The 13,331-nt window shown below is 69.8% G+C and carries 11 protein-coding genes and 1 pseudogene; 5 read left to right on the top strand and 7 right to left on the bottom strand.

The window, feature by feature from the left end; genetic code table 11:
* Positions 1–9: 9 nt before the first annotated feature.
* Entirely contained in the window at positions 10–1,083 is a 1,074-nt protein-coding gene (locus tag BJY20_RS01730; RefSeq protein ID WP_185989944.1) for a sigma-70 family RNA polymerase sigma factor, read from the bottom strand.
* Between the two features lie 536 nt (positions 1,084–1,619).
* Between BJY20_RS01730 and BJY20_RS01725 the strand changes: the two genes are divergently transcribed.
* Positions 1,620–2,108, top strand: a complete 489-nt coding sequence (locus tag BJY20_RS01725) for a hypothetical protein (protein WP_185989943.1) — start codon at positions 1,620–1,622, stop codon at positions 2,106–2,108.
* A 79-nt stretch (positions 2,109–2,187) separates the two neighbouring features.
* On the opposite strand, the gene BJY20_RS01720 is transcribed toward BJY20_RS01725, so the two are convergent.
* Together BJY20_RS01720 and BJY20_RS16240 are read right to left on the bottom strand one after the other, a co-directional pair.
* The gene (locus BJY20_RS01720; RefSeq protein WP_281366007.1) at positions 2,188–2,871 is read right to left on the bottom strand and encodes an IS5 family transposase; all 684 of its coding nucleotides are present in this window, start codon (positions 2,869–2,871) and stop codon (positions 2,188–2,190) included.
* 49 nt (positions 2,872–2,920) lie between these two features.
* Positions 2,921–3,097: pseudogene (locus tag BJY20_RS16240) on the bottom strand (transposase); the annotation flags it as partial.
* Positions 3,098–3,157: 60 nt separating this feature from the next.
* On the opposite strand from BJY20_RS16240, the gene BJY20_RS01715 reads away from it, so the two are divergent.
* The 3 genes from BJY20_RS01715 (at position 3,158) to BJY20_RS01705 (ending at position 7,825) form a co-directional block, all read left to right on the top strand.
* Entirely contained in the window at positions 3,158–4,393 is a 1,236-nt protein-coding gene (locus tag BJY20_RS01715; RefSeq protein ID WP_185989942.1) for a PucR family transcriptional regulator, read from the top strand.
* A 124-nt stretch (positions 4,394–4,517) separates the two neighbouring features.
* A complete protein-coding gene (locus BJY20_RS01710) occupies positions 4,518–6,104 on the top strand; it encodes a GMC family oxidoreductase (protein WP_185989941.1) in 1,587 nt (528 codons plus the stop codon).
* Complete coding sequence (locus tag BJY20_RS01705) at positions 6,101–7,825, top strand: aldehyde dehydrogenase family protein (RefSeq protein ID WP_185989940.1); 1,725 nt, start codon at positions 6,101–6,103, stop codon at positions 7,823–7,825. The genes BJY20_RS01710 and BJY20_RS01705 overlap by 4 nt, the downstream gene beginning before the upstream one ends.
* Before the next feature lie 133 nt (positions 7,826–7,958).
* Here BJY20_RS01705 and BJY20_RS01700 read toward each other — a convergent pair whose 3' ends face one another.
* The gene (locus BJY20_RS01700; RefSeq protein WP_185989939.1) at positions 7,959–9,203 is read right to left on the bottom strand and encodes a Fic family protein; all 1,245 of its coding nucleotides are present in this window, start codon (positions 9,201–9,203) and stop codon (positions 7,959–7,961) included.
* Between the two features lie 176 nt (positions 9,204–9,379).
* Between BJY20_RS01700 and BJY20_RS01695 the strand changes: the two genes are divergently transcribed.
* Positions 9,380–10,024: an alpha/beta hydrolase gene (locus BJY20_RS01695; protein ID WP_185989938.1), complete on the top strand. Its 645-nt coding sequence runs from the start codon at positions 9,380–9,382 to the stop codon at positions 10,022–10,024.
* A gap of 2 nt (positions 10,025–10,026) precedes the next feature.
* Here BJY20_RS01695 and BJY20_RS01690 read toward each other — a convergent pair whose 3' ends face one another.
* The 3 genes from BJY20_RS01690 to BJY20_RS01680 are packed head-to-tail and all read right to left on the bottom strand — an operon-like array spanning position 10,027 to position 13,078.
* Positions 10,027–10,803, bottom strand: coding sequence for a DUF1295 domain-containing protein (locus BJY20_RS01690; RefSeq protein ID WP_185989937.1), 777 nt, complete (start codon positions 10,801–10,803; stop codon positions 10,027–10,029).
* The gene (locus tag BJY20_RS01685) at positions 10,800–12,056 is read right to left on the bottom strand and encodes an SAM-dependent methyltransferase (RefSeq protein ID WP_185989936.1); all 1,257 of its coding nucleotides are present in this window, start codon (positions 12,054–12,056) and stop codon (positions 10,800–10,802) included. The genes BJY20_RS01690 and BJY20_RS01685 overlap by 4 nt, the downstream gene beginning before the upstream one ends.
* A gap of 23 nt (positions 12,057–12,079) precedes the next feature.
* On the bottom strand, positions 12,080–13,078 hold the full coding sequence (locus tag BJY20_RS01680) for an MBL fold metallo-hydrolase (RefSeq protein WP_185989935.1): 999 nt from the start codon (positions 13,076–13,078) through the stop codon (positions 12,080–12,082).
* Between the last annotated feature and the right edge of the window lie 253 nt (positions 13,079–13,331).

Genomic DNA, 13,331 nt, shown 5'->3' with positions numbered 1-13,331 from the left:
TATCCGTGGTCACGCGAGCTCCCGCAGCGCCTCGAGCGACTTCTTCTCGATCTGGCGGATCCGCTCGCGCGTCACGCCGAAGTGCTGCCCGATCTGGTCGAGCGTCATCGGCGCCTGCCCGGTGAGGCCGAACCGCATCTCCAGGATGGCGACCGCGCGGCTGCCCAGACCGGTGAGCTCCTCCACGTGCTCGGACAGGTCCGCCCACGTCTTGGCGTTGGCTGCACGCTCGACAACGATGTCGACCGGCGACTCCTCGTGGTCGACGATGTCGAGCTCGTCGCTGATCTCCTCCAGGCTCAGGCAGGGGCGCAGGACGTCGCGGGCCCGCTCGATACTCGCCACATCATCATCGATCCCGAGCCGGGTGGGGTCGATGACGGCTTCCGCCCAGGTGAGTTCCGCCCTTCGTCGGGCGGTGTCGATGGGGCGGCACTTGTCGGCCATGTGAACCGGGATGCGGATCGTGCGCGACTCGTCGTCGACGGCCCGGCCGATGCTCTGCTTGATCCACCAGGTCGCGTAGGTGGAGAACTTCAGGCCGAGCGAGTGGTCGAACTTGTCGACCGCGCGCATGAGGCCCATGAGCCCGGCCTGCTGCATGTCCTCGAAGTCCATCGAGGCCGTCGCGCGGGGCAGGAACTGGCGGGTGATCTTGTTGACCAGGCGGACGTTGGCCATGATCATCCGATCGCGGGCCTCCTCGCCCTCACGGATGACATGCCATAGGCCCCGGCGCTCGGTGCGCTTGAGCTCGATGCCGGAGTCGAGACGTTCCTGAGCGAAGGCACCGGCCTCGATCCGCCGGGCGAGGACCACCTCGTCCTCGGCGGTGAGCAGGCCGACGCGGTGTGCCCGACGGGAGAAGGCGGTCGCGCCCACGGCGGGGGAGTCGTGCCAGTGGTCGCCCGTGTGATCGAGGACCCACGGCTCGGTGTCCTCGGGTGCCTTCGCGTCGCGCAGGACGTGGAGCCGCGCCAGGTGGGCTTCGAGCGACGAGATCTCCTCGTCGATGTCGATGGACGAAGGGAGCAGGGTCACCTCGGTCGGCTGCGTTGCCGGCCGCATCGCCATGTCTGTCATGAGGCATGTCTATCGGGCAGGACCGACAACCCTCCTGAGTCGAACGGTCAGACCGGACCAACCAAACGGAGGGTTCGCCCACCTCGCCATCCCGGGGACCGTTGGGGTTGACGACGTCCTCGAGGACGAACCGACAAGGAAGGCAGTGGCGCGGTGATGGTTGGACGGGATCACTTGGCATGGTGGCTGGAGCTGGCTCCGACCCTGCAGTGGACGTGGGCGAAGACGTACGCGGACAGCGCCCCGCACTGGTACGTGGTGCACGGGCGGACCGAGGGTCTGACGATGGAGGACTTCATCAGGGCGGGGCGTGTGATCCGCACTTTCGGTGAACCGGGGAAGTTCTACTCGTCGACGAACCTCTACCTCTACACCGAGGACCGGAGCCTGAAGTTCTGGGCGATGTGGGGTGACTCGCCAGAGGACTCGGATGCGGACCTGATCAATCTCGCGGCGACGGATCGGGTCTACGGTCCGCAGGGCAACCTTGATGAGGTGCGGGAACTGACGATGACCTGGGCTCGGAAGCGGCCGCCTTGCCGACCGGACCGACCGGTCGCCCTCAGCAGTGGCGCGCACGGCTGCGGCCCTGGTCCGCCACGGCCACCGTCGACCTCGAGTCGGCTCCGGGCGTCACGGAGGTCGCCCGAGCGCTGCTGCCCGAGTACGCGGATCCCGACGTGGGCTGCAAGCAGACCGTGCGCGCCGAGTACGACGAGGACGGCTTCCGGGCGGCTGCGCTGACCGCCATGGTCATCGCTGGCTCGGCACCGGAGTTCGTCGAGGTCGAGGTGGACCACGTCGAGCTGGACCTGACCGGACCGCACGCGGTCGTGGCGATCGCTCGCGGGGGAGCGTGGGAGGGCATCCCGCTCGTCAGTGCCTGGGTGAGCGAGGGAGAGCGCCGGCGCCAGCCGGACACCGACTGGGAGTCACTCGCGCTCCTCGCCGACATCGACGCGGACGAGGCAGCAGGCCTGCGGGCCCACAAGCAAGGACGGATGCGGGAACGCGGCGAACTGTAGGTAACGATGGATCGATTCGACCCGAATGTGCCAGCAGGCCCAGACCCCATTGTGGCGACGGGGGCCTAGGGCGTGTCTGCTATCTCGCTGCCCGGTGGGTCAGGATGACCATGGCCAGGAGTACGCCGCCGAGGTAGGTCACGGCGTACTTGTCGTACCGGGTGGCCAGTCCGCGCCACTGCTTGGCCCGGCTGAAGGATCGCTCGACGGTGTTGCGCTGCTTGTACGCTCCGGCGTCGAAGCCTGGCGGTCGTCCGCCTTTGCTGCCCTTGTTCTTGCGCTGAGTGATCTGGTCGCGCCGTTGAGGGATGGTGTGCTTGATCCGCTTGTCTCGCAGGTAGGCCCGGGTGCTCGGGTGTGAGTACGCCTTGTCCGCCAGCAGCCGGAAGTCCATCCCGTGCCCGGCTTCGGCCAGGGCGTCGATCAGCGGCGTGAGAATCGGGTTGTCCCCAGCCTGTCCCGCGCTCAGCAGCGCCATCACCGGAGTGCATGTCAGGTCCGACAGCGCGTGGATCTTCGTGGTCAACCCGCCACGAGAACGACCCAGCGCATGGTCAGGCGGCTCCCCGGGCACGATCCGAGAATTCGTGTAACTCGAATGACCCCCCTGTGTCCTCCTGCGCGTCCGTGACGACCGAGTCATGGCGGGCGCCGGCCGCGTGCTGGTGGGCTCGCACGCTGGTGGAGTCGATCGAGAGAATCGCTTCCAGGTCCTCGTGGCCGAGCCCCGCGTGTTCGTGGACCGCAGCGACCATCGCCTCATACGTCCCATCGATCGACCACAACCGATGCCGTTGCCACACAGACTGATACGGCCCGAACTCTGCCGGCAGATCGCGCCACGGCGACCCGGTACGGAAACGCCAGATGATGCCTTCCAGCGTCGTGCGGTGGTCATTCCACGGACGTCCCCGCCTGCCCACATTCGTCGGCAGAACCGGCTCCACCACATCCCACAACTCGTTGCTGATCACGCCATCACGAACCATGAGATCCACGCTGACGCACCCGAACGCCGATCTTTGGCAGACACGCCCTAGTCTCCCTCCATGGCCTTCTCCTCGGTGCCGGACGGCTTCACAGCGTGGCTGCAGGACTTCGCCTCGGCCGCGCAGCAGCCCGATCAGATCGATGAGTTCGTCGCCACCGTCGACTCCGCGATCATCGGCGCCATCCCCGAGATCGCACAGGACAGGACGTTGGTCGAGGAGCTGCACGCCTCGACCAGGGCCCATTGGAACGCCTTCCTCGTGACGATCGTGCAGGACTACAGGTTGGAACTGCCGCAGGAGGCGATCAACCTGAGTCTCTCGATCGCCCGGCGGCACCACGACATCGGCGTGCTGCTCAAGGTCTACCGCGTGGCGAACAAGGCCGTCTTCGACGTCCTCGCCGAACGCACCAAGGAAGGGCCGTTACCCGAAGGCCTCGGCCGTGACGAGGTCCTGATCTCCGTGTGGCTGCGCGCCGAGCAGTGGATCGACGACTCCGTCGAGGAACTCATCGACTCCTTCACCGCAGAGCGGGCCAGCCTGCTCGAGGGAGACCGGACCCGCCGCATCGAGGTCGTCGACGCGCTCCTCGCCGGCGCAGCCCCGAGCCCGGAGACCGAGCAGGTCCTCGGCCACGCACTCACCGCCTGGCAGACGGCCTTCGTGTTGTCCGCATCCGCGCAGGAGCGACCCGCGCAACCGTTGCACGAGGTGGCCGCGCGGATGTGCCTCGCTCTGGGCCTGCCCACGGCGTTCACCACGCTGCCCGGCAGTCGGGAGCTGTGGGGGTGGGTGAGTACGGTGGCCGAGCCCGACCTCGACCTGACGGCACTGGAGGAGCTGATGTCGACCACCCGCACGCGGGTGGCCATCGGGCGACCGAGCCACGGGCCGACCGGCTTCCGCACCAGCCACCTCCAGGCCGCAGCCGCCCACCGGGCCAGCTGGAACAGCACCACCCGCTGCAACGACTACCGCGACATCGAGCTGGTCAGCCTGCTCGGGGAGGGCGACCTCACCCGGGAGATGGTGCGACGGGTCGCCCTTCCGCTGCTGGGACCACGCAAGGGCGAGCAGGCACTGCGCGAGACCGTGCTGACCTGGCTGCGCTGCCGGTGCAACGCCGACGCCGCCGGGGCAGCGCTCTTCGTCCATCCCAACACCGTGCGCTACCGACTCTCCCGCGCCCAGGACCTGCTCGGGCGACCGCTCTCCGAGGACGCCACCGCCCTCGAGCTCGCCTTGCAATGGGTCGAGCTGCACGGGGCTCAGGCCCTTGACGACCCCGGCTGACCAGAACCACGCCTGATGATTTTCGTGGATCCGGACAAAAGCGGCCGGTGACTGTGGAGTTGGGCCACAAGCGCCGACGGCGGCCTCGTTGGCAGGGTGGAGGCACCCGTCACAGGAGGATGCAATGGTGCATGAGTACGACTACATCGTCGTCGGAAGTGGATCCGGCGGCGCCGTCGTCGCCGGCAGGCTCTGCGAGGACCCCGACGTCGACGTCCTGGTCGTCGAGGCCGGCGGACGCAGCCGTCCGAACATGAACGTCCAGATCCCGGCGGCCTTCGCCAAGCAGTTCCACACGAAGATGGACTGGGACTACCGCACCGAACCGGAGCCGCACCTCAACGACCGGGAGATCTACCTGCCGCGCGGCAAGATGCTCGGTGGCAGCAGCGGGATGAACGCGATGATCGTCGTGCGCGGCAACCGCAGCGACTACGACGGATGGGCCGCGTCGGGAGCCACGGGCTGGTCCTACGACGAGATGCTCCCGCTCTTCCGCCGGATGGAGACCAACAGCCGCGGCGCCGACCAGTTCCACGGCGACCGCGGTCCCCAGTACATCGAGGACGCCCCGGACCCCCGCGCGATCTCCCGGCAGATGGTCGAGGCCATGGTCGAGTCGGGGATCCCGCGCAACGAGGACTTCAACGGGGAGAAGCAGGAGGGCGCCGGACTCTTCCAGCGCTTCACCCGCAACGGCCAGCGCTGGACGACCTACGACGGCTACCTCGCCCCGCACCGCAAGCAGAAGAACCTCACGATCACCTCCGGCGCCGTGGTGCACCGGGTGCTCATCGAGGATGGACGCGCCGTCGGGGTCATGGTCCGCGTCGGCCGGGAGGTACGCACCATCCGCGCCCGCCGCGAGGTCATCCTCAGCGCCGGGGCCTACAACACCCCCCAGCTGCTCATGCTCTCCGGGATCGGTCCGGCAGAGCACCTGCTCGAGCGGGGCATCGAACCGATCATCGACAACCCGCACGTCGGTGCGCACCTGATGGATCACCCCTTCTACCTGATGAACTGGGAGACCACCAACGACGACACCCTCGTCTCGGCGGAGAAGCCGGCTCAGCTCGTGCGCTACCTGACCCGGCGCACCGGCATGCTCACCTCCAACGTGGGCGAGGTCGGTGCCTTCACCCACACCAGCGTCATCGACGACGCCCCGACGATGGAGATGATCGGTGCCCCGGCCTACTTCTGGCAGCACGGAGCCGGCACGCACGACGGCGCCGCCATCGCCATCGGACTCTCGCTCGTGGGCGCCCGCTCCGAAGGGTCGGTCCGTCTGCGCTCGCTCAACCCCGAGGACGCGCCACGCATCCAGCACAACTACTTCGACGACCCGGATGACATGACCGCCATGATCGACGGGATCGAGCAGGCACGCGAGGTCGTGGCGAGCGACCCCCTTCGCCCCTGGGTCGGACGCGAGCTGCACCCGGGACCGGGCTACGACTCCTCCCGCGCAGCCACCGAGGCGGCCGTGCGCGCAGACGTCGAGCACACCTACCACCCCTCGTGCACCGCGCGGATGGGCACGCCGGAGACCGGCGTGCTGGATGAGACCCTGCGAGTGCACGGGGTGCGCGGACTGCGCGTGGTGGATGCGTCAGCGATGCCGCGGATCACCCACGGCAACACGCACGCACCCACGATGCTGATCGGCGAGAAGGCCGCCGACATGATCCGTCAGGAGAGCGCATGAGCACGGCAACCACAGCGTCCCACCAGCAGGAGCGCGCGGAGCAGATCGTCGCCCGGGCGCGCGACGGGGCGCAGGCATGGGCCGGCGTGCCCCTGAAGCGCAGGGGCGAGATGCTGCTGGAGCTGGTGGACCTGGTGGACATGCACGCCCAGGAGTGGGTACGCATCGCCTGCGAGATCAAGGGCATCGACCCCGACTCGCCCCTCGCCGGCGAGGAGTGGACCTCGGGCCCGTGGGCCACCATGTACTACGCCCGGGCGCTCGCCGAGACGCTGGAGCGGATGGAGCAGGGGAAGGGGGCGACGGACGGGGTCGGCATGCGCACCGTCACGGGTGGCCGGGTGGCCGTCGACGTGCTGCCGCACTCGATCTGGGACCGGCTGCTGCTCTCCGGTTTCTCCGCGCAGGTGTGGTGCGAGCCGGGCGTGAGTGAGCAGCAGGTCCGGGACACGGCCGGCCTCGGTGCCCTCTCGCCACAGCAGTCCAGCGGCACCTGCGCCATCCTCGGCGCGGGCAACATCTTCTCGATCGCGCCCTTGGACGCGCTCTACGCGTTGTTTGCCGACAACCGGTCTGCCGCAGTGAAGCTCAACCCGATCACCGACCCACTGCTGCCCGTCCTCCAAGCGGTGTTCGCTCCCTTCGTCGACATCGGCGCCGTGCAGTTCTTCAGCAGCGACCTCGAGCTCGGCTCGATGGTGATCGAGCACGAGGGCATCGACGCGGTGCACATGACCGGCTCGGCGACCACCCACGACGCCATCGTCTGGGGGACCGGTGAGCAGGCCGTGGCCCACCGCGCAGCCGGCACCCCGGCGCTGACCAAGCCGGTCACGAGCGAGCTCGGCGGCGTCGCCCCGATCATCGTCGTCCCCGGCGAATGGTCCCGGGCCGACCTGGAGTTCCAGGCCCGGCACGTGGCGACGATGCGGTTGCACAACTCCGGCTGCAACTGTATCGCCGGGCAGATCCTCGTGGTCAGCTCGGACTGGGCGCAGAAGGAGGAGTTCCTCGACCTCGTCCGGGACGCGCTGGCCACCGCGCCGAAGCGGCCCGGGTGGTACCGGGGCCTCGCCGACCGGGTCGCGCAGGCCCGGGAGTCCTACGAGCAGCACGAAGCCGTCGGTGGCAGCGCCGAGCGCACGCTGATCACCGGCCTGCCCGGTGAGGGCGACTCCCAGGCCTACTCGACCGAGTACTTCGGCCCGGTCCTCGGCGTCACCGAGCTGCCCGGGTCCGCGCAGGGCTTCCTGCCCGCCGCGATCGACTTCGCCAACGAGCAGCTGTCCGGCACGCTCGGTGCGAATGTCCTCATCCACCCCGACCAGCTGCGCGACCTCGGCAGCGAGGGCTTCGACGCGCTCCTGGCAGATCTGCGCTACGGCACGATCGCGGTCAACGCGTGGTCCGGGGTCGGCTTCCTGCTGCCCCTGGCGACGTGGGGTGCCTTCCCGGGGCACACCCTCCAGGACATCCAGTCCGGCAGGGGAGTGGTGCACAACGGGCTGCTGCTCGCGCACCCGGAACGCACGGTCGTGCGGGGGCCGTGGCGACCCTTCCCCCGGTCGGTGATGGCCGGCGAGCTGTCGCTGACACCCCTGCCCCCGTGGTTCGTCCACAACAAGACCGCAGCGAGCACGGGCAAGCACCTCGTGCGCTTCCTCGCCAAGCCGGGTCTGGCCCGACTGCCCGCGGTCTTCGCCTCCGCCCTGCGGGGGTGAGATCGGGGGCACTGGGGCGGCAGTGGGGCGAACGTCGAGGTGCGCTCCATGCACGACGCGGACGGCATCCCACTCGTCAGCGCCTGGGTGCAATGAGGTCGGGCGACGCCGTCCACCGTCGCGCCTTCGCGGGTCAGCGCCAGTGCTTCGGGGGCAGGCTTCGTGCTCCGATGCGCTCGTCGAGGTCCTCGATCTCATCCATCACATCGACCGCCACCCACACCCGGTCGCGCGCCGCGCCAGTCGTCTCGCGCAGGACGCCGCACTCCGTGAGGCGCTCCAGGGCCTCGTAGGTCCGTGGTGCGCTGCGGTCGATGAGACCTTGAGCCGCAGTCGCGTCGAGGACCGGATGGGCGGTCAGCTCGTCGATCAGGAGCGCGGCGCCGGACCCGGCGCGTGGGCGCGCTTGCTCTCGCCACTGCTGCGGCATCGCTGACAGCCGTTGCGCCGACACAGCTGCCTCGGTCGTGGCATGCGCAGCGGCCCGGGTGAGGTAGGAGACCATGGCGGCTGCGTCCCCTCGGCGGTAGGCGGTCAAGGTGTCGAAGTACCGGTCCACGTCGGCCAGCATCGCGGCTGCGACCGGCACGACCACCTGGGTGGCCACGCGACGGCGACGCAGCGCCACGGCGATCAGTCCACGCCCGATGCGGCCGTTGCCGTCGACGAAGGGGTGGATGGCCTCGAACTGCGCATGGGCGAGCGCGGCCTGTGCGAGGGGTGGCACGTCATCACGATTGAGGAAGGCGGCGAGGTCGGCCATCAACGGCTCGACCTCATCCGGTGGTGGCGGCACGTGGACCGCGTTGCGTGGGCTGACGTCACTACCGCCGATCCAGTTCTGCATGTCGCGGTAGCGACCGGCGTGCGAGTGGTTCCAACGGTCGGTCTGCTGGAGGCGGTGGTGAGCTGTGAGAGCGATCTCGGGTGAGAACTCACCACCTGGCTCCTGGCCGCGGACGAGGATGTCCATGGCGCCCGCCGCCGCGACGGTCATCCGAGCCTCCTGCGTGGCCTCGTGGGCGACGGATGCTCGGGCGATGTCATCGAGGTCTGCGTGGACCTGCTCGATCCGCGAGGAGGCGACTGACTCGCTGCGCACCAGAAAGGCCGTGAGCCCGGTCAACACGTCGCCGTATCGGGCGTCCAGGCGGGCGATCGCGTCCTCGACCTCGCGGCACTGCGAGGCAAGCGCAGGCGTCAGCTGGACCTCGACGTCGGCGATGCGTGGCGGCACCTCCACCGTGATCTCGGTGAGCATCCGTTCCTTGACGTTCGGACGCCGACCATCTGAGCCGCGGACGTCCGGAGGTGTCGTCCACGGCACAACTCGGTACTCGTGCACGGGCCACGTAGAGGACGAGCTCGATCCAGACATCGGGGAACCGTAACTATGATGAGGGCTTATTTATGGTTCCTAGTGTAACCGCAAATAGCAGCAAGCGGTGTTGATGGTTGGGGGTGGCGGCGCTGAGCGAGCGAGTGGCTCGGGCCCGGGATGTGTGGGTGCTTTGGGCCACGAGGCTGAGGAGCCGCCGTGACAGACTCACGCGAGTGACCACCTCGCACGAGTCCGAGAACCTCATGGCCGCGATCCGGCAGGGTCGCGTGCGGGTGGGACCGCGCGCTCGCGCGGTGGCGCTCATCCTGCACGGCGGGCGGGCCGTCGAGCCGCGACCGCGTCGTTCGCGCGACGTCTCCTACCTGCGGATGCTGCCCTTCGCGCCCGCGGTCTCGCGGGCCTCGCGGGGGAGCGTCGCGCCGGTCCTGGTGCACAACCGGGACGGAGGCTGGATCGCGCCCACCGGAAGCGGCCTGGCCCAGACCCGTCAGCTGGTGCGCCGGCTCGCCGACGAGCACGGCCTGCCGGTCGTGCTGCTCGGGCACTCCAGCGGCGGCTGGGCTGCCCTGCGGTGCGGCGACGAGGAGGCGGTGGCCGGCAGCGTGGCACTCGCACCCTGGCTCGACGAGCAGGACCCGATCGACCACCTGCGGGAGAAGGCCGTGCGCGTCGTGCACGGTCAGGCGGACACGGTGTGCAGCCCGCAACGATCCCGCGATTTCGTCGAGCGGCTGCGCGCTGCCGGCGGCGACGCGACGTACCAGGGGGTGTCCGGTGGGCACGCCCTGCTGGAGCGTCCGCGACGCTGGCACGCTCTCGCGGCGCAGGCCGTCGTGGAGGTCGCTGAGCGGGGCTGAGGTCAGGAGCGCTTCGGTGGCAGCGGGACGAACATCGACGTGCGCTCCATGTACTCCGGGTACCCGGGGCGCTGGGCCATGCTGCGCTCCAGCAGGCGGGCACCGCTGCCGAAGGCGAGCAGGAGCGTCATCGCCAGCGGTGAGAGCACGGTGAGCACGCCCGGCCAGGCCCCCGCGGCGATGAGGAAGAGGCCCCACCACACGCAGGCATCACCGAAGTAGTTCGGGTGGCGCGTCCACGCCCACAGCCCGCGGTCCATGATCTTGCCCTTGTTCGCCGGGTCGGCCTTGAAGGACTTCAGCTGGGCGTCACCGATCGCCTCGAAGAGGATCCCGACCAGCCACACCAGCACCCCGAGCGCCGCGACGAGCCCGAGGTCGTGATCGGTCGTCGCGGCGACCATCAGCGGCAGGCCGACGAACCACGCCACCGCGCCCTGGGTGAGGAAGACCTTGCGCACCGCCAGGGCGAGACGGCGCTCGGGCGGGACCTTGGACAGCATCTCCTCGTAGCGCGGGTCCTCCCCGGCCCCGCGCAGGCGGCCGACGAGGTGCCACGCCAGGCGTCCGCCCCACACCGTGGTCAGCACGGCCAGCAACCAGGAGCGGGCGCTCCCTTCGTCCGCCGCCAGACTCGCCCAGGCGATGAGGACGAACAGCAGCGGCCATGTCGCATCGATGACCGCGACACGGCCCTGTCGCTGCGCGACGATCCCGGTGACCACGAGCGCCACGACGACGGCGCCCAGCCCGGCCAGGCCGACGATCAGGTAACTCATCGGGTCTCCTCCGGTCGGCGGGAGAGGATCTGGTGCACACCCATCCGCGCGTCGCGGAAGGCCTGGCGTCCACCGACGAGGTAGAGCCGCCAGACCCGCACGACCTCCTCACCGACGAGCTCGGTCAGCTCATCCAGGTGCTCCTCGAAGGTCGCCAGCCACGCATCGACAGTCCACACGTAGTGCTCACGCATCGTGCGCACGTGCCGCACCTCCAGGCCCCCGGACTCGAAGAACTCGACCGTCTCGCCGAGCGGGCGCATGTGCATGTCCGGCGCGATGAAGGCCTCGATGAAGGGCCCCCCGCCGGGGGCCTTGCCCCGCCGCGACATCTGCTGGATGAGCACGTGCCCACCGGGCCGCACCCGGCTGCGCAGCGCCTCGACGTAGGTGGGGTAGTTCGCCTGCCCGACGTGCTCACCCATCTCGATCGAGCCGACCGCGTCGAACTCACCCGTCACCTCGCGGTAGTCCCGAAGCTCGATGCTCACGCGGTCGGTCAGGCCGCGCTGGGCGATCTGCTCGTCGATGTAGGCCTTCTGCTCGGCGGCGATCGTCACGCCGGTCACGCGCGCGCCGTAGTGCTCCGCCGCGTGCAGGCTGAGCGAACCCCAGCCGCAGCCGACGTCCAGGAGGGTGTCGCCCTCCTGCAGCTGCAGCGCCCGGCAGATCAGGTCGAGCTTGGCCCGCTGGGCGTCGACGAGCGGGCGGCCCGGATCGAGGTCGTCCCCCTCGCCGAACCACGCACACGAGTAGGCCATCGTCTCCTCGAGCAGCAGCGCGTAGAAGTCGTTGGACAGGTCGTAGTGGTGGCTGATCGCCGACCGGTCACGGCGCAGGGTGTGCACGCGACCGCGCAACCGCGCCTGGCTCGCCGGCGGCTGCGGGGGAGCGGACAGCAGACCCAGGTCCTTCGCCTGGCTCACCAGTGCGGGAAGGGAGCGGATCGCCTCGCGGGTCGGGAAGCCGGTCAACCCCCGACCGGCAAAATCCTCCCGCACCCGGTCCAGCAGGGCGCCGACGTCACCCTCGATCTCCAGCTCGCCGGTGACGTAGGCCTGCGCCGCACCGAGCTCGCCGGGCGACCACAGCAGGCGGCGAAGGGCGTCGGGTGAGCGCAGGTGCACGGCCGGGCCATCGGAGGGCCCGGCCCGCGAGCCGTCCCACGCCGTCACCGCCACGGGCAGCGGTCCCCGCAGCAGTGGGGCCAGGGTGTCCTGCAGCCGTGGGGCGATGCCTGATGTCGTGTCCATACGCACATCCTCTCCTGCCGACGTCAGCTGTAGCGCCAGCACCCGTCGACGGTGCTCTCCCGGACCCGCTCCTGCGCGACGAGCACCTGCAGGTGGGCGAGCGTCTCGGTCGTCGCGAGCATCTGGTTCATCGCGTCCAGCTCGGACAGGTGCCGCTCGTGGCGGGTCCAGCGCAGCGCCTGCGTGACGGCGAATCCGGTGGAGGCGCCGGCACGCACGGCGGCTTCGGTCTGGGCCAGGCGCGTGTCGTGGTGCGCGAGAAGCTCCTCGACGCGGGCGTGCAGCCGGCCGCCGGCCAGTCCGTGGGCCGGCAGCAGCAGGCGGTCGCGCTCGGTGAGCATGTCGGCGAGCGACCCGAGGTAGTCCGCCAGGGGAGTGCGCACCGGCTTGGTCTGGAAGCCGATCGACGGGGTGATGTGCGGCAGCACGTGGTCCCCGGCGAAGATCAGATCGGACTCGTCGTCGAAGAAGACCACATGGCCCTGGGTGTGCCCCGGGGTCGCGCGCACCCGCAGCGAGCGCCCCGCTGCCGCAACGCTCTCCTCGTCCTGCAGCCAGCGGTCGGGGTCTTCCCAGTCCTGGGGGTCCAGCCGCTGTGAGGGCAGGGCCGCCAGGCCCTCGATGACCGAGGTGGCATCGGCGGCCAGGAGCAGATCACGCGCCCCGTTGAACCCGCCGGTGGTGGAGCGGATCGCCTCGAGCTGCTCCGCCTCCCCTTCGCCCAGACCGACGACCAACCCCGCTCGCCGCCGCAGGCCCAGCGCCATCGTGTAGTGGTCGCGGTGGTGGTGCGTCACCAGACACTGGTCGAAGTCCTGCGGAGCCAACCCGAGCTCGCCCAGAGCATCCTGAAGCGCGCGCTGCGCGATGTCGATCTCCCACCCGCCGTCGATGAGGGTGTGTGACTCCTCGCCGAGGACGGCGTAGACGTTGACCGCCTTCAACCCGTCCATCGGCAGGGGCAGCGGGATCCGATGAACCCCCGGTGCGACCTCCTCGGGCCCCGGTGTCGTCCAGTCCATCGCTGCTCCAATCCTCGCCCACGCACACGCGTCGATGGCCCGTGGCCGACGGTCCGCGCCGGCGCTGGCCACGGTAGCCGGTCCCCAACAGCGTTGGCAGGCAGGAGCGTTGTCAGTGGTCGCTGACAGTCTCTGACATGTCCGCACAAGGACACCGAAGGGGAGTGACCGGGGCGCCGGCGTCCTGCAGACGGGGAGGTCTGCCGGCCGGCGTGCAGTGACGCCCTTCGGGCACCTGATCGTCACATCCGGG

Source organism: Janibacter cremeus (assembly GCF_013409205.1).
Taxonomy (GTDB): domain Bacteria; phylum Actinomycetota; class Actinomycetes; order Actinomycetales; family Dermatophilaceae; genus Janibacter; species Janibacter cremeus.
Note: the sequence above shows the minus strand (reverse complement) of the source record. Positions and strands in the feature narration are given on the sequence as shown.

What these genes read in the sequence shown, in the direction of transcription:
- BJY20_RS01730 (WP_185989944.1), bottom strand. Translation starts at nt 1,083, where the DNA reads ATGACAGACATGGCGATGCGGCCGGCAACGCAGCCGACCGAGGTGACC.
- BJY20_RS01720 (WP_281366007.1), bottom strand. Translation starts at nt 2,871, where the DNA reads ATGAGGCGATGGTCGCTGCGGTCCACGAACACGCGGGGCTCGGCCACG.
- BJY20_RS01715 (WP_185989942.1), top strand. Translation starts at nt 3,158, where the DNA reads ATGGCCTTCTCCTCGGTGCCGGACGGCTTCACAGCGTGGCTGCAGGAC.
- BJY20_RS01710 (WP_185989941.1), top strand. Translation starts at nt 4,518, where the DNA reads ATGGTGCATGAGTACGACTACATCGTCGTCGGAAGTGGATCCGGCGGC.
- BJY20_RS01705 (WP_185989940.1), top strand. Translation starts at nt 6,101, where the DNA reads ATGAGCACGGCAACCACAGCGTCCCACCAGCAGGAGCGCGCGGAGCAG.
- BJY20_RS01700 (WP_185989939.1), bottom strand. Translation starts at nt 9,203, where the DNA reads ATGTCTGGATCGAGCTCGTCCTCTACGTGGCCCGTGCACGAGTACCGA.
- BJY20_RS01690 (WP_185989937.1), bottom strand. Translation starts at nt 10,803, where the DNA reads ATGAGTTACCTGATCGTCGGCCTGGCCGGGCTGGGCGCCGTCGTCGTG.
- BJY20_RS01685 (WP_185989936.1), bottom strand. Translation starts at nt 12,056, where the DNA reads ATGGACACGACATCAGGCATCGCCCCACGGCTGCAGGACACCCTGGCC.
- BJY20_RS01680 (WP_185989935.1), bottom strand. Translation starts at nt 13,078, where the DNA reads ATGGACTGGACGACACCGGGGCCCGAGGAGGTCGCACCGGGGGTTCAT.